This is a genomic window from Luteimonas sp. WGS1318 (assembly GCF_043187535.1).
GTDB lineage: Bacteria > Pseudomonadota > Gammaproteobacteria > Xanthomonadales > Xanthomonadaceae > Luteimonas.
This window is the reverse complement of record NZ_CP171131.1, coordinates 1,035,958-1,055,871: the sequence shown is the minus strand read 5'-3', so window position 1 is coordinate 1,055,871 and position 19,914 is coordinate 1,035,958. Positions and strand designations below refer to the sequence as shown.

Below are 19,914 nucleotides of genomic sequence, written 5' to 3'. Positions count from 1 at the left end.
AGAACGCCGCAGGGTCGAAAAACCGGACACCTCGATGAGCGAACTGCGTTGCGCATCACAGTCCGCGGGGAGACAGGGCACAGACGGCGGGATCCCAGGCAGGCATGCCGTCGCGGGTGGCGCCTGAACCTGATGAGCGGGCGCGATGGGCTAGCCCATCGGGTGCTGCGTCGTTCCGGCCACCAGGACACCGTGACCACGCTCGCTGTGCACCCGGGTGCGCGCCGGATTCAGGCGATTCCGATCCCCGGAATCGCCGTGATCGCGTCCGGATCGAATCCGCCCAGTGCGGCGAAATGGCGACCCCGCGCGGTGTAGTCGCGGTAGGCACCGAAACTGGGTGCGCCGGGCGACAGCAACAGCACGCCCTCGCCATCCAGCGACGCGCGTGCCTGCGCGATCGCCGACTCGAGATCGTCGGCGGCCGACAGTGCGAACCCGGCGTCGCTCGCGACCGGTGCGAGCAGATCGAAAATGCGCGGGCCGTTCTGTCCCATCGTCACGATCGCGTGCGGCGCGCCCGTGCGCATCGCATCGGCGAACGCCTGCCAGTCGAGGCCGCGATCGTGGCCGCCGACCAGCAACGCGACGCGACGATCGCGATAGACATCGAGCGCGGCGAGGCTCGCGTGCGGCGTCGTGCTGATCGAATCGTTGACCCACAGCACGCCATCGCGCGTGCCCAGCGGCTGCAGGCGATGCGGCAGCGGCACGAAATCCGCGGCGGCCGCCGCCAGCGGCGCGGCGTCGATGCCCAGCGCTTCGATCGCGGTCAGCACACCGCAGAGATTGCCGCGATTGTGCCGGCCCGGCAGTGGCAGGCCCGACGTCTCCATGACCGCGCAGTCGCCGCGGTGCATGACGTCACCGCGCAGATGCCAGCCCTCGGGCGTGCCGAACCAGTGGATCTCGCTGTCCGGCAACTCCAGCGCGGCGAGCCGCGGATCGTTGGCGTTGAGCACGGCGATGCGCGGCCGCGCGCGTGTCAGCAGCGCCAGCTTGTCGTCGACGTACTGCGCCTCGCTGCCGTGCCAGTCGAGGTGTTCGGGAAAGATGTTGGTGACGACCGCGATATCAGGCCGCACACCCCCGGTGGCGACATCGCCGGTCTGGTAGCTCGACAGCTCGATCGCCCAGACGTCGGCCTGCGCATCGAGCAGCTCCAGCAGCGGCAGGCCGATGTTGCCGGCCAGCGCGGTCCGCAGGCCCTGCGCGCGCAGCAGATGCGCGAGCAGCGCGGTCGTCGTGCTCTTGCCCTTGGTGCCGGTGACGCAGACCGTGCCGGCCGCGACCTCACCGGCAGCGGCACGCTCGGCAAACCACAGCGCCGTGCCGCCGATGAAACGCGTGCCCCGCGCAGCGGCCGCCATCGCCTCGGGCCGGTACGGGCTGATCCCCGGCGATTTGATGACCACGTCGAAGCGCGCCAGGTGTTCGCTGCTGGCCATCTTCTCGACCTGCAGCAAAGGATCGCCGAGACCGCTTACTTCGGCCGTTTCGTCCGCCGTGCAGAACACAGTCAGCGGCAGTGCGACCGAATCCCGATTCCCGATTCCCGATTCCCGCGCGGCGCGCAGCGCCGCGTACGCCGCCCGCCCTTCGCGGCCCCAGCCCCACAGCGCGATGCGACCGCCGTTGGCGGCGATCGCCTCAAGCTGCGAGATGCGCACGCAGGCGGTCCCACAGCGCGTCGGGAATGCGGTGTGCGTCCTCTTCGACCGCCATCAGGCCGGCGACATCCAGCTCATCCGCGTCGAGCTGCGGTGCGATTTCGCGGGCGAAGCGCGCGACGATCGCGTCCTCGCGCCACTCCGGGCGCTTCGCCAACGCCGCCATCGCCGCGCGCGATTCGCGGCCTTCGCCGACGCATTCGAAGGGCTTGTGGTCCTGATACTCGAGCAACGCGTCGTAACCGGGCACCTGCGACGCATCGTCGAGCAGATTGCGGCCGAAGATCGATACCAGACGCGGCTTGGGCATGAACGGCGCGAGTGCCAGGAACACGAAATGGCACTTCGGACAGATGCCGCACCAGCGGTTCACCGGCCGCTCGCCGAGCAGATGGAAATTGCGGTTGCAGCTGGAGAAATGCGCGTCGTAGCGATCGGTCTTCGCGAACTGGCGCGCGACCGCGAGTTCCGACAGCGGCCGCAGCAACGAGTAGTAGTGCAGGTCCGCGGCCACGCGCGCCTGCACGTGATCGCCGAACGCGCGCTCGAACGCCCAGCCCTTCGACCACTGGTGATTCACCTCGCGCGTCTCGCCGCCGGATGCGTCCTTGATCAGGCTGCCGTAGCTCGCCGAGCGCTCGTTGGAGAACACCACCTGATCCACGCCGTGCAGCACGGCGGCCAGCACGAGGATCGCCGAATTGATCGCGGTGACCGGGATATGCCCGTTCCACGCGCCCCGGCGGTTGTACTCGAACAGCTCCGGGGCGATCTGGCGGCCGATGTTGAGCGTCGGCAGGCCGGTGCGCTCGGCGCAGACGCGGATCAGCTGCGAGCCGCCGATCCAGCTGACCGTCTGCTCGATGCCCAGCGCGCGCAGCGCTTCGATCGAGACCAGCGAATCCTTGCCGCCGCCGATCGCGACCAGCGCGTGCGTGCGCAGGCCCAGCGCAGGCGCTCCGGCGTTCGCAGCTGCGTCATGCGGAAACTTGATCTTTTCGTGCAGATCCAGCCCGTTGCGATACGCGAATTCGCCGAGCCCGTGCACGTACACGTCCTCGAGCAGCGCCGCGGTCTGCGCATCGATCGCGTAGCCCTCGATGCGGATGTCCGTCGGCACGGCGGCCTTGTAGTAGCTGACGCCGGCGATCAGGTGCAGCAGGCGCAATGCCTGTGTCGCAGCTTCGGCACGTGCAGCCTCGAGTTCGAACGGCGCGCCCGGCACGGTGACGGTTTCGATCAGCTCGGGGCCATCGTCGAAGGCGTAGCGCAGACGCGCGACGCCGGTCGCGACGTCGAAATCGCAATCGATGAAGCGGAAACTGCGGACCGCATGGCGGTCGAAGACAACACTCATTCCAGAACATCCTGCTGCGGCAGCTGCCGCAGGTTGTAGGTATTGGCCATGACGAAGCCGTAGGCGCCGGCGTCGGCAATCAATACGGTATCGCCTTCGCGGGTCGCGGCCGGCAGGCGGCGGCGCGTACCAAACACGTCGCTGGATTCGCAGATCGGGCCGACGATCTCGACCGTCGTCTCGTCCGCGTCGTCGAGCCGCGTCAGGTTGTGGATGCCGTGCCAGGCGTCGTACAGCGCCGGCCGCATCAGACTGTGCATGCCGGCGTCCACGCCGACGCGGCGCGTGCCCAGCTTGTCGACCACCTGGGTCACGGTCGTCAGCAGCACGCCGGCTTCGGCGACGAGATAACGGCCCGGCTCGATCGCCAGGCGATAGCGCGGGTACTCGGCCTTGATCGCTGCCAGGCCCGCGGCCCAGGCCGGGATGTCGAACGGCACGTCGTCAGGGCGATACGGAATCGGCAGACCGCCGCCGATGTCGATCGTGTCGACGGTGCCGACCGCATCCGCGAACCCGGCCAGCTCCGCATAGACCTCGCGCCAGTGCGCGACGGTCTCGATGCCGCTGCCCAGATGCGCGTGGATGCCGGTGATGCGCGCGTCGACCTCTTCGGCCGCGATCAGGAACACATCGAACGCGCCCAGCGGCAAGCCGAACTTCGACGCCGCACCGCCGGTGACGACCTTGGCGTGGTGGCCATCGCCGCGGCCCAGATCGAGACGCAGCCACAGGTCGCGGCCGCGGAAGACCTCGGGCCAGCTGCGCAACGCTTCGACATTGTCGACCGTCACCGTGACGCCGCGTGCGTAGGCAGCCGCGTATTCGACACGCGGCGCGAAGCTCGGCGTGAACAGCACGCGCGCGGGGTCGAGATCCGGCAGCACCGCGAACACGTGTTCGAGCTCGCCTTGCGACACGCATTCCAGACCGAAGCCGGCATCGACCAGCGTGCGCAGGATCGCCGGATGCGGATTGGCCTTGATCGCGAAGAAGCGGCGATCGACTGCATCGGCCGTCGACAGCGCGGCGGCGCGCTCGCGCACGGTCGGCAGGTGATACACGTAATGCGGCCGGCCGGGCTCTGCCAGCGCCAGCAGCGACTCACGCGCACCCTGCCACCACTGGGGCGCACGTTCGCGGCGGCCATGCGCGATCTCGCGCCAGCTGGGACCGAACACGGTGTCGTCGTGCACCGGCATCGCGCCGCTGTCGATCAGCTCGGCATGCAGCACCGGCAGCAGACCGTCGGCATCGGCCTCGTCGATGACGAAGGTCAGATTGAGATCGTTCGACGACTGCGAGATCAGGTGCACGCGCTCCTTGCCGAATGTGGCCCACACATCCGACAGCTTGTGCAGCAGCGAGCGCATGCCGCGGCCGACGAGCGTGATCGCCGCGCATGGGGCGATGACCTTGACCCGGCAGATCTCGGCCAGATCGTCCGACAGCCGCGCCAGCACGTCGGTGCTGACGAGGTTCTCGCTGGGATCCAGCGACACGGTGACGTTGGTTTCCGAGGAACCGATCAGATCGACCGACAGGCCATGCCGCTTGAAGCGTTCGAACACGTCGGCGAGGAAGCCGACCTGCTGCCACATGCCGATGCCTTCCATCGACACCAGCACGATGCCGTTGCGGCGGCTGATCGCCTTGACGCCCGGCACCGGCTCGGCGCTCGCGTCGATCGCCGTACCCGGCAGGTCCGGGCGTTCGGTGTCGAGGATCGCCATCGGCACGCCGGCATCTCTGCAGGGCTTGATCGAACGCGGATGCAGCACCTTGGCGCCGGTGGTCGCGATTTCCTGGGCCTCGGCGTAATCCAGCCGCGTGAGCAGGCGCGCATCGGGCACATCGCGTGGATTGGCGCTGAACATGCCGGGCACGTCGGTCCAGATTTCGACGCGGCGGGCGCCGAGCAGCGCGCCGAAGTAGGCCGCCGAGGTGTCGGAACCACCGCGACCGAGGATCGCCGTGCCGCCGTCGCCGTGACGGGCGATGAAGCCCTGGGTCAGCAGCATCCGCGGCGCTTGCGCCGCGAACCGCGCGCGCCAGTCGGTCGCGGGTTCACGCTGGCAGTTCACCGACAGACGCGACGCCCAGTCGCTCTGGTTCGGAAGCGCCACCGCGTCCAGCCAGTCGCGTGCATCGCACCAGCCGAAATCCAGGCCCTGCGCGGCCAGATACGCCGCGCCGATCGTCGAGGACAGCAGCTCGCCCTGCCCCAGCACCTCGGCTTGCCAGTCGAGCGGGCGCGTCGCCGCGCGCGTATCCGTGGCCAGCGCCTGCAAGGCGGCGAGACGTGTGCCGAGGACCGCATCGACATCCAGTTCGAGCTCGGCGACGAACGCGCGATGGCGCTCGACCAGCGCGGCGACGCGCGCAGCCGAATCCGTGGCGCCATCGGCGATCGCAGTCAGTTCGTTGGTGACGCCCGACAGCGCCGACACCACCACCAGCACGCGCGCGTCGTGCTCCTCGGCCCGACGTTTCGCCAGCCGACCGATGGTGTCCCAGCGATGGCGACGCGACACCGAAGTGCCGCCGAACTTGAGCACGATCCAGCGATCGTCAGGGGGTGAGGACATCGGGGTGGGGTCTCGAACGGTGGGGGCGGACGGGTGATCATCGGCGGCCGCTACGATGGCGGCGATGCCGGCCCGGGCGCGCAGTTGCGCGACGGGTCGGGCGCACGATTCTAAAGCACGTCATCCCGCCGGAGCCCGTTCCATGCTCACCCGTCGTTATCTGCAGCTCGACGTCTTCGCCGCGCGCCCCGGTGCCGGCAATCCCCTCGGCGTGATCGTCGATGCCGACGGGCTGGACGCCGCCGCGATGCAGGCCATCGCGAACTGGACCAACCTGTCGGAGACCATCTTCCTGCTGCCGCCCGACGCCGGGGCCGACTACCGCGTGCGCATCTTCACGCCGCGCCAGGAGCTGCCGTTCGCCGGCCATCCGAGCGTCGGCGCGGCCTGGGCGGTCATCGACCAGGGCCTGGCCCACGCGGATGGTGGCGCACTGGTCCAGCAATGCGCGGCCGGCCTGCTGCCGGTGCGGCTCGACGTCGACGGCCACGGGCTGCAGCCGGCCGTCCGCGCGCCGCGCGCCCGCGTCGTGGCGATGCCTGCGAACAGCGCTGGCGCGGTCGACACCGTGCTGCGCGCACTCGGCGCCGCCGCGGCACCCCATGCGCTGCTCGACAACGGCCCGCTGTGGTGGTGCGTGGATCTCGGCGCGGCGGGCGCGGTGCGCGCCCTCGCGCCGCCGCTGGCCGAAATCGCCACGCTGTGTCTCGCCAGCGGCGCCGTCGGTCTGGCCGTCTGCGGTCGCGCACCGACGGGCGACCATGCGCTCGCCGTGCGCGCGTTCTGTCCCGCGGACGGCATTCCCGAAGATCCGGTCACCGGCAGCGCCAACGCCGCGATCGCCGCCTGGTTGCACGGCGACAGCCGGCTCGGCGATCTCGGCCCGGGCTATGTCGCCAGCCAGGGACGCGAGCTCGGACGCGACGGCCGGGTCTCGGTCGAGATCGATGCCGAAGGCGAGGTCTGGATCGGCGGCCAGGTGCAGGCCGTCATCCGCGGGACGCTCGATTGGTAAGCTGTCGCGCCGCGTGATGCCCCGCTCATGACTTCCCGCCGTTTCGTCCAGGTGGACGTGTTCGCCGACCGGCCCGGTGCCGGCAATCCGCTGGCCGTGGTGCTCGATGCCGACGGCCTCGACGACACCACGATGCAGGCCATCGCCCGCTGGACGCGTCTGCCCGAGACCACGTTCGTGTTTCCGGCCACATCCGACGACGCCAGCTATCGCATCCGGATGTTCTCGCCGCGCCGCGAAGTGCCGTTCGCCGGCCACCCGAGCGTCGGCACCGCGCACGTCGTACTCGAAGCCGGGCTCGCCACACCGCGCGACGGTCTGCTGGTGCAGGACGGCATCGCCGGCAAGCTGCCGCTGCGTGTGACCGGGACCGGGCACGAACGCACGATCGCGGTGCGTACGCCGCGCGCGCGCATCGTCGAGACCGCCGATGCCGACGATCCGCGCCTGCAGGCCAGCCTGGCCGGTCTGCCGCTGGGTGCCCTGCCGCCGGTACTGATGGATGGCGGCCGCCGCTGGTGGCTGGCCGAACTCGCCAGCGAAGCGGACCTGCGCGCGACGACACCGGACTGGAACGCGATCGGCGCGCTGGCCGAGGCCACCGGCAGCATGGGTCTGTGCGCATTCGCGCGCAGCACCGATCCTGTCCATCACCTCGCAGTCCGCGCCTTCGTCGGCGCGACCGGACATTTCGAAGATGCCGCCTCGGGCGCAGCGAACGCGACACTGGCGGCGTGGCTGGCCGCGCGCGATGCCTTGCCGGGCGAAGACGGCCGCTACCGCATCAGCCAGGGCCGCGAGGTCGGCCACGACGCGATCATCGAACTGCAGGTCGACGATGCCGGCGACGTGTGGTCCGGTGGCCGCGTGCAGAGCGTGGTGCGCGGCACGATCGACTGGCGCTGAGCCCCGGACGCGCCTCCGGCGCGGCGCCCGCTCATTGGATGGAGGGCGTGCGCCCGTTCGCGGGCACGTGGCGCCGCAGCCAGGCGTCCACGGCCCGCGCAGTGTTCGCGGCGTCCGCGCCCAGCAAAGGGCCGACATGCGTGGTTGCCGCGGAGACCAGACGTTCCGCCCCCCAGGCCTCGGCCAGTGCCTGCGTGACCGCCGGCGGCACGTCGTCGTCGGCCTGCGAGGCCACGCACAGCACCGGCACCGTCGGCCTCGCCAGCACGATGCCGGCGTATGCCGCGCGCAGCACCGCGCCACTCTCGTCGCGCCATTGGCGCATCGCCGCGAGCGCGGTCGCCGCGTCGGCATCGGCCAGCGCGCGGCGGGTTGAAGACAGCCGGGCATCACGCCCCCAGCGCACGACATCCGGCCAGGCGCGCGCCGGCAGGTGCGCATGCCACGGCGCAGGCGGCAACGGATTCACCAGTACGAGGGCGTCGGCCCTGTCCGCCGCGTCGAGCGCCAGCAGACCACCAAGGCTCGCCCCGATCAGCACACGCGGGCGCGGCAGTCGTTCGACCGCGTCGCGCACCTGCTGCGCGTAGTCGGCGTAACGGGTGGCGGCGATGCCGGCGACTGCGGGTTGCAGGTCCGGCGCATGGACGCGATGGCCGCGTGCTTCGAGCACGTGCCGCCACAGGGCCCATTCCCAGCCGCCGCCAGCGCCGTGGACCAGCAGCAGATCGAAGGTTCGGTTCGACATCATCGCGCCATGGTCGCAGACCGGACCACGACCGGCAGACAAAAAAACGGCGCCGGAGATATCCGACGCCGCCGTATTGCAACGCGCATCGCGGCCACACGGCCGCATGCGGGATCAGCTGTCGAGCTCGGCCTCGAGCGACAGCGGCACCGCCGACAGGGCCTTGGAGATCGGGCAGTTCTGCTTGGCGTCGTCAGCGATCTCACGGAACTTGACGGCGTCGATGCCCGGCACCTTCGCGTGCGTTTTCAGACGGATCGCACTCAGCTGCGGGCCACCGTCCATCGACAGGTCGACCTCGGCGCGGGTGTCGATCGACTCCGGCGGAAACCCCGCCTCGGTCAACTTGGCCGACAGCGCCATCGAGAAGCAGCCCGCGTGCGCGGCGGCGATCAACTCCTCGGGATTGGTGCCCTTCTCGTCACCGAAACGACTGTTGAAGCCGTAGCGGACGGTGTCGAGCAGGCCGCTCTGCGGCGTCGAGAGCTCGCCGCGACCGGACTTGAGGTCACCGGTCCAGCGTGCGGTGGCGTGACGTGAAATACCCATGCGGATCTCCAGTGGGACGGGGGACTGGAGCCTAATGCGCGCGGTGTTACGCGGACGTCGCACCGGCACGCGTCACGCACCCAGGCGCGTCGATGCGCGACACTGCGGCCATGCTGCTGACGCCGTCCACCGCCGCGCTTCTCGCCGATGCGGTCCTCGCGCTGCACGTCGGCATCGCCGCGTTCGTCGTCGCGATGACCCTCGCCGTGCCGACGGGTGGCCTATTGGGCTGGCGCTGGATCCGCCTTCGCGGTCTACGCTGGTTGCACGCGGGCCTGGTGGCGGTGATCGCACTGCAGGCGTGGCTTGGCCGCCTGTGTCCGCTGACGACGTGGGAACAGCAACTGCGTGCGCATGCCGGGCAGGCGACCTACGAGGCTTCGTTCGTCGGCCATTGGCTGTCGGAGCTGCTCTATCTCGATCTGCCCTGGTGGAGCTTCGTGCTCGCCTACACCGTCGTCGCGGTGGTCGTCGTGCTGGGCTGGTGGCGCTGGCCGCCCGATCCCGCGGTGCGGGCGCGCGGCAAATCCGGTCGCCGTTCGTCGTAGCGCGGCGAAAACCCCATATTTATTGCGGTTTCCTATTGGCGGGGGTGCCGGTATGCCCTACATTTCGCTGGCCGGCTCGCTCGGCCCGGAATACTCACTCCATATTTGACGAGGGAACCACAGACCCATGGCAACGAAGAAGGCCACCACCAAGAAAGCCCCGGCCAAGAAGGCTGCGCCGAAGAAGGCTGCTGCCGCCAAGCCGGCTGCGCCGAAGCCGATCAAGGAAGCCCTGAGCAAGTCGGGCCTGGTCGCGCACATCGCCGAGTCCACCGGCATCGCGGCGAAGGACGTGCGTTCGGTGTTCTCCGCGCTCGAAGGCGCCGTGCACGGCTCGATCAGCAAGAAGGGCGCGGGTTCGTTCACCCTGCCCGGCCTGCTGAAGATCACGTCGGTCAGCGTGCCGGCCAAGCCGAAGCGCAAGGGCATCAACCCCTTCACCAAGGAAGAGCAGTGGTTCGCCGCCAAGCCCGCCTCGGTCAAGGTCAAGGTGCGTCCGCTCAAGAAGCTCAAGGACGCCGCCGCCTGATCCAGGGCGCCACGTGTCTTTCGATCGGGACGGCCTTGGCCGTCCCGATTTCGTTTCGGGCAGGCGGATCGCGGTCTGCACATGAAACCAACGGCGTCGCCGGCAAGCTCCGCGCGTCCCGGCGCCAGGCGTCTTCTTCCGAGCATCCCACATGAGTTTCCAGGGCTTTCTCAATCACCTGCTGACATCCCAGGCCGGCGGCAAGCCCGGCAGCAGCCTGCTCAATGCCGACTTCGGCAAGGGCGCGGCCACCGGCGGCGCGCTGGGCCTGCTGCTCGGCAAGAACAAGAAGACACGCAAGCTCGCCACCTATGGCGGACTCGCCGCGATCGGCGTCATGGCCTACAAGGCCTACGGCGACTACCAGAAGCAGCAGGTGGGCGCGGCTGCGCCGCCGCCGCAGACCGTGGACCGCCTGCCGGCGCCCCAGGTCGACCTGCACAGCCAGGCGATCCTCAAGGCGCTGGTCGCCGCGGCCAAAGCCGACGGCCATATCGATGCACGCGAGCGTGAACTCATCGAGGGTGAGTTCAAGCGCATCGACGAAGGCGCCGACGTGCAGCGCTGGCTGCATGTGGAACTGGAGAAGCCGCTCGATCCGGCCGAAGTCGCAAGTGCCGCGAGCACGCCGGAAATCGCGTCGGAAATGTATCTGGCGAGCGTGCTGGTCGCCGACGAGACCAACTTCATGGAGCGCAGTTATCTCGACGAACTCGCGCGCCAGCTCAGTCTTGCGCCGGAGCTCAAGACGCGGCTCGAGCAGGAAGTGAAATCGGCCGCCGAAGTCCGTTGATCCAACGCTGACTCAATGGTGTGTCCCGGAAACGGCCTGCCTCGCGCAGGCCGTTTTGCGTTGCAACTCGCAGACGCCGCAGCGCGCACGCACACCTGCGCTTCGCATGCGATCTGCGAGGCTGTCGCGATGCACGACCCCACGTCCGCCCCACCCGATCCGGATCAGCGCCCCGCCACCAAGCCCGCGCCGGCACGCCGTGACTACACCCCGCAGGTGCGCAGTCTGCTGCGCTTCGCCCTCGTCGTCGGCCTGCTCGCAGCCGCCGGCCACTGGGCATGGCACCAGCCGTTCATGGCGAAGCCACGGGCGATCGCGGCGCTGACCGCGGCGTCACCGCCCGAGACGCTGCAGATGCCGGTCGAAGGCGTACGCGCCGCGCGCGTCGCCGACACGTTCGGTGCCCCGCGCGGCAGCGACCGGCGCCACGAGGGCGTCGACATCTTCGCGCCACGCGGCACACCGGTGCTCGCCGCCACAGATGGGCTGGTGGTCGGCATCCGCGACACGGGCCTCGGCGGTCGCCAGGTGTGGCTCATGGGCCCGGGGCGCCAGCGTCATTACTACGCGCATCTCGACGACTGGGCCGAGCTGCTGTCTGTCGGGGATCTCGTGCGCGCCGGCGATCCGCTCGGCACGGTCGGCGACACCGGCAACGCGCGCGGCACACCGCCGCACCTGCACTACGGCGTCTACGCCGCCGACGGCGCGTTCGATCCCCTGCCCCTGCTGCGCGCCGGGGCCGACAGCGGCGACGCGTCGCGCTAGCATCCGTACCGGCCGCGCGTGCGGCACCGGGGAGTCGAAACATGTCGCATCGGGCGTGGTGGCTGGTCATCGCGACGCTGATCCTGCTGGGCATCGCACTCGCCGTGCACGACGCCACGCGCAGCCCGGCGTACGGGTCCAGCGCCGTATCGGGCGCGCCCGTCGATGCCTCCGCCGCGTCTGCAGGCGATGCCCGCACCGCCGCCGACGCCGCTCTGGCGCGCGCGCGCAACCAGGCGATCGCCGAGGCCGTGCAGACCCTGCACGCGTATCTGGCGGTGCTGTTCAAGAGCGATCGCAGCGAGGCCGACGGTTACTGGCGCGACGGCCGCCCCGAGGCGGGTGAGGGCGAGCTGCGCACACTGGCCGACGTGACCGGCATCCGCGCCGACAATGCGCGTCCGGAACCGCTGGATACCCAGCCGGTGCCGGACGCCCTGCAGATTCCGGTGCGGCTGCGGGTCGGCGGCACCGGACCGCTGCGGCACTACAGCGGGCACTACCGGATGCAGCGCATCGACGGCGGCTGGCGTATCACCTCGGCGTCGATCGAACCGTCACCGACGCCGCGTTAATCTTTCAGCGATTCGAATTCGACACGGGGACCCGATGGACAAGCGCTTCTGGATCTGCGGCCTGACGATCTCGGCGACCGCGCTGGTCCTGGGATTCCTGGTCCACGGCGTGTTGCTGCGGGCCGACTATCTGGCGCTCGCCCACCTGTTCCGCCCGCGCGCGGAAGCGAACGCGAACGTCGGCTGGATCCTGCTGGCGTATGCGGCGCTCGGCCTGGGCATGACCTGGCTCTACCGCTGGCTTCCACCACCGGTGCGCCGCAAACGTTGGCACGGCGCGCGCTTCGGCCTCGCGATCGCCCTGGTTTCGTTCCTGCCCTGGCATCTGCTCGCACATGCCGGGCAACCGTTTCCGCTGGCGCTGGCATTGAAGCAGGTCGGGCTCGATGTGCTGTCGATGCTGCTGCTCGGCCTGCTGCTCGCGTGGCTGCAGCCACACCGGGTCGCACTCGCCGTCGCCCCGGACTGACGCGTCGTCGCCGCGGCTCAGACCGCGTTCACCGCGCCTGCGTAGGGTGCGCTCACCTGCCACGGAGACCGCCATGCGCCGCGTCCTGTCCGTCCCGCTCGCTTCGATCCTGTTGCTCGCACTCGCCGCATGTACGTCGATCGGCCTGGTGTCCGCCTGGCTCAACGACCAGGTCGCGTTCACCGCGCCGCAGTTGCAGCGCCAGCTCGACACGCGCTTTCCGCGCACCTTCGATCGCGTCGGCGGCCTGGTTTCGGTCACGCTGGACAATCCCCGTCTGTCGATCCCGACAGGCGATCGCCGGCTGCGGCTGGATTTCGATCTCGGCATCGGCGGGATGGCCGCCGACAGCCGGCCCGGTCATCTGTCGCTGATCAGCGGCCTGCGCTACGACCCGTCCACGCGCGGTCTGCATCTCGAGAATCCCGAACTCCTGCAGTTCGACCTGCCCGGCTCGAACGCGCTGCTGCGCGGCGGCGCGCGGAGTGTCGTCAACAGCCTGCTCGCCGAGTACGCACGCAGCGAGCCGGTGTACCGGCTCGACGACGATCTGCTGTCGAAGCTGCCGGCCGGCACGCGGGTCGGCAACGTCGACATCGCCAGCGGTCGCGTGGTGGTGCACCTTGCGCGCTGAGCGCGGCGCAGCGCGCATGCGCGCACTCGCCACCGCCTGCGCGCTCGCGTGCGTGCTCGTCGGTTGCGGCGGCGATGCCGATGCGCCGCGCGGCGCCGACGGTCGGCCCGTTACAGGCGAATCCGGCCTGCCCCAGCCCCAGCAGGTCGCTGGCGCAGTGACCGGCATGCCCGGCCAGCCTGGCCCGGGTGATGTGCCGCTGGGCGGCGAACCGGCGACGCCCGATCCCGTCGACCCGACCCTCGCGCCACTCGAGGACAATCCCGAGACCGGCCTGCTGCCGCCCGCGGGCGCCGTGACGCCAGACCTCGCGCAAACTGGCCCCGAGCCGTCACCGGAGGAAGCCGCTGCGGTCATCCGCACCTATTACGCGGCGATCAACGCCCTCGACTATCCGCGCGCTTATGCGCTGTGGTCGGACGGCGGCCGCAGCAGTGGGCAATCGCCGGAACAGTTCGCCGCCGGCTTCTCGGACACTTCGACCGTGATGGTCGACATCGGCGCGCCGGGCCCGGTCGATGCCGGGGCGGGCTCGCGTTTCATCGAAATCCCGGTGTCGCTGCGGGCGCAACAGGCCGACGGCACGTTCCGCCGGTACGAGGGCCGCTACGTGCTGCGCCGCGCGGTGGCCGACGGTGCCAGCCAGGCCCAGCGCGCGTGGCGCATCGCATCGGCGGATCTGCGCGAGGCGCCGGCGCCCTGAGTTCGGGGCCATCCAGGCCCGCCGCATCGACGGGCCGCAGCGCAGTGCCTCAGCGCTTGGGCTGCAGCATCGTGCCGGTGCAGGTCTTCGCGCCGCAGCGGCAACCCCAGAGCTTCTTGAGCGCGGGTGTGTGGCGCTCGGCCAGCGTGATGCCGTAGTTGTAGGTCAGCTCCTCGCCGGCGGCGATGGCGCGCACCGCCTCGATGTAGACCTTGTCCTTGTGCCGGCGGTCCTTCGCGTCTTCCTCCACCACCGCTTCGCAGTTCGGCTCGCAGCTGTGGTTGATCCAGCGCGCGACGTTGCCCTCGACGTTGGCGTCGATGACGTACTCGTCGTTGAGCGTGAACAGGAAGGTGTGTCCGTCCTCGTCGAGCTCGCCGTACGCGTTGTCGACATCGTCGTGGGTGCGCAGGAAGCCCTTGTAGCGGATGATCCGCTCGCCCTTGGCGATCGCGTCGGTGGCGAATACGCCATTGCCGTGGATGCTCGACAGACGGGCTTCGATCTTCTTCGTTGGTTTCGACTTCTTCGGCATCGCGCGCAAGGGCCCGTCGTGAGGTGTCGCGGCATTGTGGCCAACATCCCGGTGCCCCGCCAGCGTCGCTGCAGGCGACACGGGCGCCAGCCGTGGATGAACCGCGTCGGGAGCGCGCGTTGAGACGCAGAGGCCAAAAGCGTACAATTTTGGTCCCGTTTGAAAGGACCACGCCGTGCTCCGCGTCACCAAGCTCACCGACTACGCCACTGTGGTCCTGACCGTGCTCGCCGCACGGCCGGAGACGGTGACGAGTGCGGCCGAGCTGGCGGAGTGCTCGGGACTGGAACCGACGACGGTGAGCAAGCTGCTCAAGCCCCTGGCGCAGGCAGGCCTGGTCGAAGGCTTCCGCGGCGCCACGGGCGGCTACCGCCTGGCGCGCCCGGCCGAGTCGATCAGCCTGGTGCAGATCGTCGAGGCGATGGAAGGCCCGCTGGCGATGACCGAGTGCAGCCTGCACGACGGCCAGTGCGGCATTTCCAGCCAGTGCGGCGTACGCAGCAACTGGCGGCGCATCAACGATGTGGTCGCCGACGCGCTGCGGGCAGTGAGCCTGGCCCAGATGCTGGGCGACGCGCCGGCACCGCCCCCCATTTCCTCCCCCGGCGGGACGAAGCGCATCGACGCCCGTCTCGCCCGTGCATAGACAGTAGGCAGCCCTATGGCCACCGAGATCATCGAAGCCCCTGAGACCAATCAGGAGATCCACGCGCAGCTGGGCCGTCGCTACGAGGCCGGGTTCATCACCGACATCGAGTCCGACAGCTTTCCCGTCGGCCTCGACGAGGATGTCGTGCGCGCGTTGTCGGCGAAGAAGGACGAGCCGGAATGGATGACCGAATGGCGTCTGGCCGCCTACCGCCACTGGCTGACGATGCCGGTGCCGCATTGGGCGAAGCTCGACATCGCGCCGATCGACTTCCAGGCACTGAGCTACTACTCGGCTCCGAAGGGGCCGAAGTACGCCTCGCTCGACGAGGTGCCCAAGGAACTGCTCGACACCTACGACAAGCTGGGCGTCCCGCTGCATGAGCGTGCGCGACTGGCCGGCGTCGCCGTCGACGCGGTGTTCGATTCGGTGTCGGTCGGCACGACGTTCAAGAAGGAACTCGCCGAGAAGGGCGTGATCTTCTGTTCGATGTCCGAGGCGATCGCCGAGCACCCCGAGTTGGTCAAGCAGTATCTGGGCTCAGTGGTGCCGGTCGGCGACAACTACTTCGCCGCGCTGAACTCGGCGGTGTTCTCCGACGGCAGCTTCGTGTTCATTCCCAAGGGCGTGCGCTGCCCGATGGAACTGAGCACCTACTTCCGCATCAACGCCGGCCACACCGGCCAGTTCGAGCGCACGCTGATCATCTGCGAGGACAAGGCCTACGTGTCCTACCTCGAAGGCTGCACCGCGCCGATGCGGGACGAGAACCAGCTGCATGCGGCGGTCGTCGAGCTGGTCGCGCTGGAAGAGGCCGAGATCAAGTATTCGACGGTGCAGAACTGGTACCCCGGCGACGAAAACGGCAAGGGAGGCATCTACAACTTCGTGACCAAGCGCGCCGAGTGCCGCGGTGACCGCAGCAAGGTGGTCTGGACCCAGGTCGAGACCGGCTCGGCGATCACCTGGAAGTACCCGTCCTGCGTGCTGCTGGGCGACGATTCCACCGGCGAGTTCCACTCGGTGGCGCTGACCCACCATCGCCAGCAGGCCGACACCGGCACCAAGATGATCCACGTCGGCAAGCGCACCAAGTCGAAGATCGTCAGCAAGGGCATCAGCGCCGGCCGCGGCCAGAACACCTATCGCGGCCTGGTCAAGGTGGGCAGCGGCGCCGACGGCGCGCGTAACTACACGCAATGCGATTCCCTGCTGATCGGCAAGCAGTGCGGCGCCCACACGTTCCCCTACATCGAGGTCAAGCACCCCGGTGCGACCGTCGAGCACGAAGCGACCACGTCGAAGATCAGCGACGACCAGCTGTTCTACTGCCGCGCACGCGGCATCGCCGAGGAAGACGCGGTCAGCCTGATCGTCGACGGCTTCTGCAAGGAAGTGTTCCGCGAGCTGCCGATGGAGTTCGCGGTCGAGGCCAAGAAGCTGCTGGATGTGTCACTGGAAGGTTCGGTCGGCTAAGCGCCGTCCGAACCTTCGGGATTCGGGATACGGGATACGGGATTCGCAAGATCTCGCCTTCCGACCGGACCCCGCTTTTCCCGAATCCCCAATCCCGAATTTCGAATCCCTATGCTCAATATCGACAACCTCCACGCCTCCATCAACGAGCGCGACATCCTCAAGGGCCTCTCGCTGCAGGTGAAGCCGGGCGAGGTGCACGCGATCATGGGCCCCAATGGTGCCGGCAAGTCCACGCTCGGCAACATCCTCGCCGGCCGTGACGGTTACGAGGTCACCGCGGGCGGCGTCCAGTTCGAAGGTCAGGATCTGCTGGCGCTCGAGCCCGAAGAGCGCGCCGCCGCCGGCGTGTTCCTCGCGTTCCAGTATCCGGTCGAGATCCCCGGCGTGAACAACACCTACTTCCTGCGCAGCGCGCTCAACGCGCAGCGCAAGGCGCGCGGCGAGGAGGAACTCGATTCGATGCAGTTCCTCAAGCGCGTGCGCGAGAAGCTGGCGGTGCTGCACCTCGACGACCGCCTGCTGCACCGGGGCGTCAACGAAGGCTTTTCGGGCGGCGAGAAGAAGCGCAACGAGATCTTCCAGCTGGCCGTGCTCGAGCCCAAGCTGGCGATCCTCGACGAGACCGACTCCGGCCTCGACATCGACGCGCTGAAGAACGTCGCCGACGGCGTCAACGCGCTGCGCTCGCCCGATCGTGCCTTCATCGTGATCACGCACTACCAGCGCCTGCTCGACTACATCCGGCCGGACGTGGTGCACGTGTTGGCCGACGGCCGGATCGTGCAGAGCGGCGGCCCCGAGCTCGCACTGCAGCTCGAAGAAAAGGGCTATGCGTGGGTCAAGGACCGCGTCGCGCCGGAGGCCGCCGCCTGATGAGCGCCCTGCTCGACTCCCTTGCCGCCGGCTTCGACGGCGATGCCGCGCGTCGCGCCTCGCTCGAGGCTGCACTCGCCGCCGGCCTGCCCGGCCCGCGCAGCGAATCGTGGAAATACACGTCCCTGCGCGCGCTCGAACGTCGCCAGTTCGCGGCCGTATCCGGGAATGAGGACGCGCAGGTCGATCCCGCACTGCTGGCCGGCATTCCGGCGCCGCGCGTGGTGTTCGTCAATGGCGTCGCCGCGCCTGCGTTGTCCGATCCCGGGGTACCGGTGGCGGGGCTGACGATCGACGCGACGCCTCGCGTGCAGACGCTGCCCGTGATCGAGGACCGTGCGGACGCGGTGTTCGCCCGGTTCAACGACGCACTGGCGCGCGACGGCGTGGCGATCTCGGTCGACGCGGGCGCGCGGATCGATGTGCCGGTGCACCTGGTCTTCATCGGCGCCCCCGCGGCCGCTGATCTCGTGTGGCATCTGCGCCATCACGTGGCGCTGGGCGCCGACGCGGCCTTGACGCTGGTCGAGCATCACCTCGATACCGCGCCGCACCGTCACCTCGACAACAGCGTGGTCTCGCTGCGCCTCGCCGACCGCGCCGAACTGCACCATGTCCGCATCCAGGGCCGCGATGCCGGGGCGACGAGCATGCTGCGCACCGATGCCGAACTGCAGGCCGCCTCCGCTTACACGCGGGTCGACGTCGAATCCGGCGGCGCGCTGTCGCGCCATGAGCTCGACGTGCGCCTGCTCGGCGACGACGCCCGCCTGACCGCCAATGGCGTGCTGCTGGCCAGCGGCCGCGCGCACGTCGATACGCGTCTGGGCATCCGTCACATCGCGAAGAACACCGCCTGCGCACTCACGTGGCGCGGCATCGGCGACCAGCGCGGCCGTGTCGTGTTCCACGGCGGCATCACCATCGATGCCGGCGCGGACGGCACCGATGCGCGCCTGTCCAACAAGAACCTGCTGCTGTCGGCGAACGCGGAAATCGACACCCAGCCGGTGCTGGTGATCCACGCCGACGAAGTCCAGGCCGCGCACGGCGCGACGGTCGGCCAGCTCGATCCCGGCGCGCTGTTCTACCTGCGCTCGCGCGGCCTGCCGGCGGCGGACGCGCAGCGGTTGCTGACCACCGCCTTCGTGCGCGAGCCGCTGATCGCCATCGACGATCCCGCATTGCGCGAACAGGCCGAGCAGCTGCTGGACCGCGCTCTGGCCGCGCATCTCGCATGAGCGCGTTGCCGCCGGTGACGCCGCCGTTCGACGGGCCGAGCGCACAGGTCGATCCGGCCGGCCAGGTCGACTGGAACGCGGTGCGCGCCGATTTTCCGCTGCTGCTGCGGGAGGTCCACGGCAAGCCGCTGATCTATTTCGACAACGCCAACACCGGCCAGAAGCCGGCCACGGTGATCGAGGCGATGGACGGCTTCTACCGGCGTCAGAACGCCAACGTCAGCCGCGCCGTGCATCAGCTCGGCAGCGAGGCGACCGAGGCCTATGAAGGCACGCGCACCCGGCTCGCGCGCTTCCTCAACGTGCGCGGCGACGAACTGGTGTTGTGCAGCGGCACGACGTTCGCGATCAATCTGGTGGCTTATTCGTGGGCGCTGCCACGGCTGCAGGCCGGCGACACGATCCTCGTCTCGCGCATGGAACATCACGCCAACATCGTGCCGTGGCAGCTGGTCGCCGAGCGCACCGGGGCGGCGATCCGCGTGGCCGAGATCCGCGAGGACGGCACGCTGGATCTCGATGCGCTGCGCCGCGCGATGACATCGGACGTGAAGCTGCTCGCGCTCACCCATGTCTCGAACGTGCTCGGCACGGTGAACCCCGTGCGCGAGATCTGCCGCGAGGCACGCCGCCGCGGCGTGGTCACGGTCATCGACGGCTCCCAGGCGGTCCCCCACCGCGCGGTGGACGTCGCGGCGATCGGCTGCGATTTCTATGCCTTCACCGGTCACAAGATGTGCGGGCCGACCGGGACCGGCGCACTGTGGGCGCGCCGCGAACACCTGCAGGCGATGCCGCCGTTCCTCGGCGGCGGCGAGATGATCAAGGAAGTCAGCTTCGACGGCACGGTCTACAACGACCCGCCGCACCGTTTCGAAGCCGGCACCCCGAACATCGCCGGCTTCGTCGGCCTGGGCGCGGCAGTGGACTATCTCGAGCGCCTGGGGATGGACCACGTCGAAGCGCGTGAGGCCGAGTTGCTGGCGCATCTGACCGAGGAGCTGGCGCGGATCGACGGCCTGCGCATCTTCGGCACCGCCGCCGACAAGGCGGCCGTGGTGGCGTTCCTCGTCGAGGGCGCCCATGCCCACGACCTCGCCACGCTGCTGGATCTCGAAGGCGTGGCGATCCGCTCCGGCCAGCACTGCGCGCATCCGCTGCTGCAGTTCTACGGGGTGGCGGCGACGTGCCGCGCCTCGCCTGCGTTCTACAACACGCACGAGGAAATCGAGGCCTTCGTCGCCGCGCTGCGCAAGGTGCGCACACTGCTGAGCTGAGGCGTGCG

General features: G+C 69.4%; 21 protein-coding genes. 15 read left to right on the top strand and 6 right to left on the bottom strand.

The window, feature by feature from the left end:
* Nucleotides 1-230: 230 nt before the first annotated feature.
* Genes murD through ACF3M1_RS04830 form a run of 3 tightly spaced genes read right to left on the bottom strand, consistent with a single transcriptional unit; the run spans nucleotide 231 to nucleotide 5,615 of the window.
* On the bottom strand, nucleotides 231-1,670 hold the full coding sequence (murD, locus tag ACF3M1_RS04840) for a UDP-N-acetylmuramoyl-L-alanine--D-glutamate ligase (RefSeq protein ID WP_394004420.1): 1,440 nt from the start codon (nucleotides 1,668-1,670) through the stop codon (nucleotides 231-233).
* Nucleotides 1,651-3,027: a UDP-N-acetyl-alpha-D-muramoyl-L-alanyl-L-glutamate epimerase gene (gene murL / locus ACF3M1_RS04835; protein ID WP_394004418.1), complete on the bottom strand. Its 1,377-nt coding sequence runs from the start codon at nucleotides 3,025-3,027 to the stop codon at nucleotides 1,651-1,653. The genes murD and murL overlap by 20 nt, the downstream gene beginning before the upstream one ends.
* Nucleotides 3,024-5,615, bottom strand: coding sequence for a bifunctional aspartate kinase/diaminopimelate decarboxylase (locus tag ACF3M1_RS04830; protein ID WP_394004416.1), 2,592 nt, complete (start codon nucleotides 5,613-5,615; stop codon nucleotides 3,024-3,026). The genes murL and ACF3M1_RS04830 overlap by 4 nt, the downstream gene beginning before the upstream one ends.
* Nucleotides 5,616-5,757: 142 nt before the next feature.
* On the opposite strand from ACF3M1_RS04830, the gene ACF3M1_RS04825 reads away from it, so the two are divergent.
* Together ACF3M1_RS04825 and ACF3M1_RS04820 are read left to right on the top strand one after the other, a co-directional pair.
* Nucleotides 5,758-6,630: a PhzF family phenazine biosynthesis protein gene (locus tag ACF3M1_RS04825; protein WP_394004414.1), complete on the top strand. Its 873-nt coding sequence runs from the start codon at nucleotides 5,758-5,760 to the stop codon at nucleotides 6,628-6,630.
* 27 nt (nucleotides 6,631-6,657) lie between these two features.
* Nucleotides 6,658-7,536 carry a PhzF family phenazine biosynthesis protein gene (locus ACF3M1_RS04820; RefSeq protein ID WP_394004412.1) on the top strand — a complete coding sequence of 293 codons (879 nt, stop codon included), beginning with the start codon at nucleotides 6,658-6,660 and terminating at the stop codon, nucleotides 7,534-7,536.
* 31 nt (nucleotides 7,537-7,567) lie between these two features.
* On the opposite strand, the gene ACF3M1_RS04815 is transcribed toward ACF3M1_RS04820, so the two are convergent.
* Together ACF3M1_RS04815 and ACF3M1_RS04810 are read right to left on the bottom strand one after the other, a co-directional pair.
* Nucleotides 7,568-8,284, bottom strand: coding sequence for an alpha/beta fold hydrolase (locus ACF3M1_RS04815; protein ID WP_394004410.1), 717 nt, complete (start codon nucleotides 8,282-8,284; stop codon nucleotides 7,568-7,570).
* 114 nt (nucleotides 8,285-8,398) lie between these two features.
* Nucleotides 8,399-8,833, bottom strand: coding sequence for an OsmC family protein (locus tag ACF3M1_RS04810; RefSeq protein WP_394004408.1), 435 nt, complete (start codon nucleotides 8,831-8,833; stop codon nucleotides 8,399-8,401).
* A gap of 92 nt (nucleotides 8,834-8,925) precedes the next feature.
* Between ACF3M1_RS04810 and ACF3M1_RS04805 the strand changes: the two genes are divergently transcribed.
* The 8 genes from ACF3M1_RS04805 to ACF3M1_RS04770 all read left to right on the top strand — a co-directional run bounded on the left by ACF3M1_RS04805 (nucleotide 8,926) and on the right by ACF3M1_RS04770 (nucleotide 13,852).
* Nucleotides 8,926-9,381: a DUF2784 domain-containing protein gene (locus tag ACF3M1_RS04805; protein WP_394004406.1), complete on the top strand. Its 456-nt coding sequence runs from the start codon at nucleotides 8,926-8,928 to the stop codon at nucleotides 9,379-9,381.
* Between the two features lie 127 nt (nucleotides 9,382-9,508).
* On the top strand, nucleotides 9,509-9,910 hold the full coding sequence (locus tag ACF3M1_RS04800) for an HU family DNA-binding protein (RefSeq protein ID WP_394004404.1): 402 nt from the start codon (nucleotides 9,509-9,511) through the stop codon (nucleotides 9,908-9,910).
* A 151-nt stretch (nucleotides 9,911-10,061) separates the two neighbouring features.
* The gene (locus ACF3M1_RS04795; RefSeq protein WP_394004402.1) at nucleotides 10,062-10,703 is read left to right on the top strand and encodes a tellurite resistance TerB family protein; all 642 of its coding nucleotides are present in this window, start codon (nucleotides 10,062-10,064) and stop codon (nucleotides 10,701-10,703) included.
* A 129-nt stretch (nucleotides 10,704-10,832) separates the two neighbouring features.
* Entirely contained in the window at nucleotides 10,833-11,471 is a 639-nt protein-coding gene (locus tag ACF3M1_RS04790) for a M23 family metallopeptidase (protein ID WP_394004400.1), read from the top strand.
* Between the two features lie 41 nt (nucleotides 11,472-11,512).
* Complete coding sequence (locus ACF3M1_RS04785; RefSeq protein WP_394004398.1) at nucleotides 11,513-12,046, top strand: hypothetical protein; 534 nt, start codon at nucleotides 11,513-11,515, stop codon at nucleotides 12,044-12,046.
* A gap of 34 nt (nucleotides 12,047-12,080) precedes the next feature.
* Nucleotides 12,081-12,515 carry a hypothetical protein gene (locus tag ACF3M1_RS04780; RefSeq protein WP_394004396.1) on the top strand — a complete coding sequence of 145 codons (435 nt, stop codon included), beginning with the start codon at nucleotides 12,081-12,083 and terminating at the stop codon, nucleotides 12,513-12,515.
* Nucleotides 12,516-12,588: 73 nt separating this feature from the next.
* Nucleotides 12,589-13,149 (top strand): hypothetical protein, encoded by a 561-nt coding sequence (locus tag ACF3M1_RS04775; RefSeq protein WP_394004394.1) that lies wholly within the window; start codon nucleotides 12,589-12,591, stop codon nucleotides 13,147-13,149.
* Between the two features lie 16 nt (nucleotides 13,150-13,165).
* Nucleotides 13,166-13,852: a hypothetical protein gene (locus ACF3M1_RS04770; RefSeq protein ID WP_394004392.1), complete on the top strand. Its 687-nt coding sequence runs from the start codon at nucleotides 13,166-13,168 to the stop codon at nucleotides 13,850-13,852.
* Nucleotides 13,853-13,901: 49 nt separating this feature from the next.
* Here the strand turns inward: ACF3M1_RS04770 and ACF3M1_RS04765 are convergent, their stop codons facing one another.
* On the bottom strand, nucleotides 13,902-14,387 hold the full coding sequence (locus ACF3M1_RS04765; protein WP_394005182.1) for an SET domain-containing protein: 486 nt from the start codon (nucleotides 14,385-14,387) through the stop codon (nucleotides 13,902-13,904).
* A gap of 175 nt (nucleotides 14,388-14,562) precedes the next feature.
* On the opposite strand from ACF3M1_RS04765, the gene ACF3M1_RS04760 reads away from it, so the two are divergent.
* The 5 genes from ACF3M1_RS04760 (at nucleotide 14,563) to ACF3M1_RS04740 (ending at nucleotide 19,906) form a co-directional block, all read left to right on the top strand.
* A complete protein-coding gene (locus ACF3M1_RS04760; protein WP_394004390.1) occupies nucleotides 14,563-15,033 on the top strand; it encodes an SUF system Fe-S cluster assembly regulator in 471 nt (156 codons plus the stop codon).
* A 15-nt stretch (nucleotides 15,034-15,048) separates the two neighbouring features.
* Nucleotides 15,049-16,512, top strand: coding sequence for a Fe-S cluster assembly protein SufB (sufB, locus tag ACF3M1_RS04755; protein ID WP_394004388.1), 1,464 nt, complete (start codon nucleotides 15,049-15,051; stop codon nucleotides 16,510-16,512).
* A gap of 111 nt (nucleotides 16,513-16,623) precedes the next feature.
* On the top strand, nucleotides 16,624-17,388 hold the full coding sequence (gene sufC / locus ACF3M1_RS04750) for a Fe-S cluster assembly ATPase SufC (RefSeq protein ID WP_394004386.1): 765 nt from the start codon (nucleotides 16,624-16,626) through the stop codon (nucleotides 17,386-17,388).
* Nucleotides 17,388-18,629, top strand: coding sequence for a Fe-S cluster assembly protein SufD (gene sufD / locus ACF3M1_RS04745; RefSeq protein ID WP_394004384.1), 1,242 nt, complete (start codon nucleotides 17,388-17,390; stop codon nucleotides 18,627-18,629). Before sufC ends, sufD begins: the two co-directional genes overlap by 1 nt.
* Nucleotides 18,626-19,906, top strand: a complete 1,281-nt coding sequence (locus tag ACF3M1_RS04740) for a cysteine desulfurase (RefSeq protein ID WP_394004382.1) — start codon at nucleotides 18,626-18,628, stop codon at nucleotides 19,904-19,906. The genes sufD and ACF3M1_RS04740 overlap by 4 nt, the downstream gene beginning before the upstream one ends.
* The last annotated feature ends 8 nt before the right edge of the window (nucleotides 19,907-19,914 follow it).

Coding starts and splice junctions, on each gene's coding strand:
- murL (WP_394004418.1), bottom strand. CDS start 3,027: ATGAGTGTTGTCTTCGACCGCCATGCGGTCCGCAGTTTCCGCTTCATC.
- ACF3M1_RS04830 (WP_394004416.1), bottom strand. CDS start 5,615: ATGTCCTCACCCCCTGACGATCGCTGGATCGTGCTCAAGTTCGGCGGC.
- ACF3M1_RS04825 (WP_394004414.1), top strand. CDS start 5,758: ATGCTCACCCGTCGTTATCTGCAGCTCGACGTCTTCGCCGCGCGCCCC.
- ACF3M1_RS04820 (WP_394004412.1), top strand. CDS start 6,658: ATGACTTCCCGCCGTTTCGTCCAGGTGGACGTGTTCGCCGACCGGCCC.
- ACF3M1_RS04815 (WP_394004410.1), bottom strand. CDS start 8,284: ATGTCGAACCGAACCTTCGATCTGCTGCTGGTCCACGGCGCTGGCGGC.
- ACF3M1_RS04810 (WP_394004408.1), bottom strand. CDS start 8,833: ATGGGTATTTCACGTCACGCCACCGCACGCTGGACCGGTGACCTCAAG.
- ACF3M1_RS04805 (WP_394004406.1), top strand. CDS start 8,926: ATGCGCGACACTGCGGCCATGCTGCTGACGCCGTCCACCGCCGCGCTT.
- ACF3M1_RS04800 (WP_394004404.1), top strand. CDS start 9,509: ATGGCAACGAAGAAGGCCACCACCAAGAAAGCCCCGGCCAAGAAGGCT.
- ACF3M1_RS04795 (WP_394004402.1), top strand. CDS start 10,062: ATGAGTTTCCAGGGCTTTCTCAATCACCTGCTGACATCCCAGGCCGGC.
- ACF3M1_RS04790 (WP_394004400.1), top strand. CDS start 10,833: ATGCACGACCCCACGTCCGCCCCACCCGATCCGGATCAGCGCCCCGCC.
- ACF3M1_RS04785 (WP_394004398.1), top strand. CDS start 11,513: ATGTCGCATCGGGCGTGGTGGCTGGTCATCGCGACGCTGATCCTGCTG.
- ACF3M1_RS04780 (WP_394004396.1), top strand. CDS start 12,081: ATGGACAAGCGCTTCTGGATCTGCGGCCTGACGATCTCGGCGACCGCG.
- ACF3M1_RS04775 (WP_394004394.1), top strand. CDS start 12,589: ATGCGCCGCGTCCTGTCCGTCCCGCTCGCTTCGATCCTGTTGCTCGCA.
- ACF3M1_RS04770 (WP_394004392.1), top strand. CDS start 13,166: ATGCGCGCACTCGCCACCGCCTGCGCGCTCGCGTGCGTGCTCGTCGGT.
- ACF3M1_RS04765 (WP_394005182.1), bottom strand. CDS start 14,387: ATGCCGAAGAAGTCGAAACCAACGAAGAAGATCGAAGCCCGTCTGTCG.
- sufB (WP_394004388.1), top strand. CDS start 15,049: ATGGCCACCGAGATCATCGAAGCCCCTGAGACCAATCAGGAGATCCAC.
- sufC (WP_394004386.1), top strand. CDS start 16,624: ATGCTCAATATCGACAACCTCCACGCCTCCATCAACGAGCGCGACATC.
- sufD (WP_394004384.1), top strand. CDS start 17,388: ATGAGCGCCCTGCTCGACTCCCTTGCCGCCGGCTTCGACGGCGATGCC.
- ACF3M1_RS04740 (WP_394004382.1), top strand. CDS start 18,626: ATGAGCGCGTTGCCGCCGGTGACGCCGCCGTTCGACGGGCCGAGCGCA.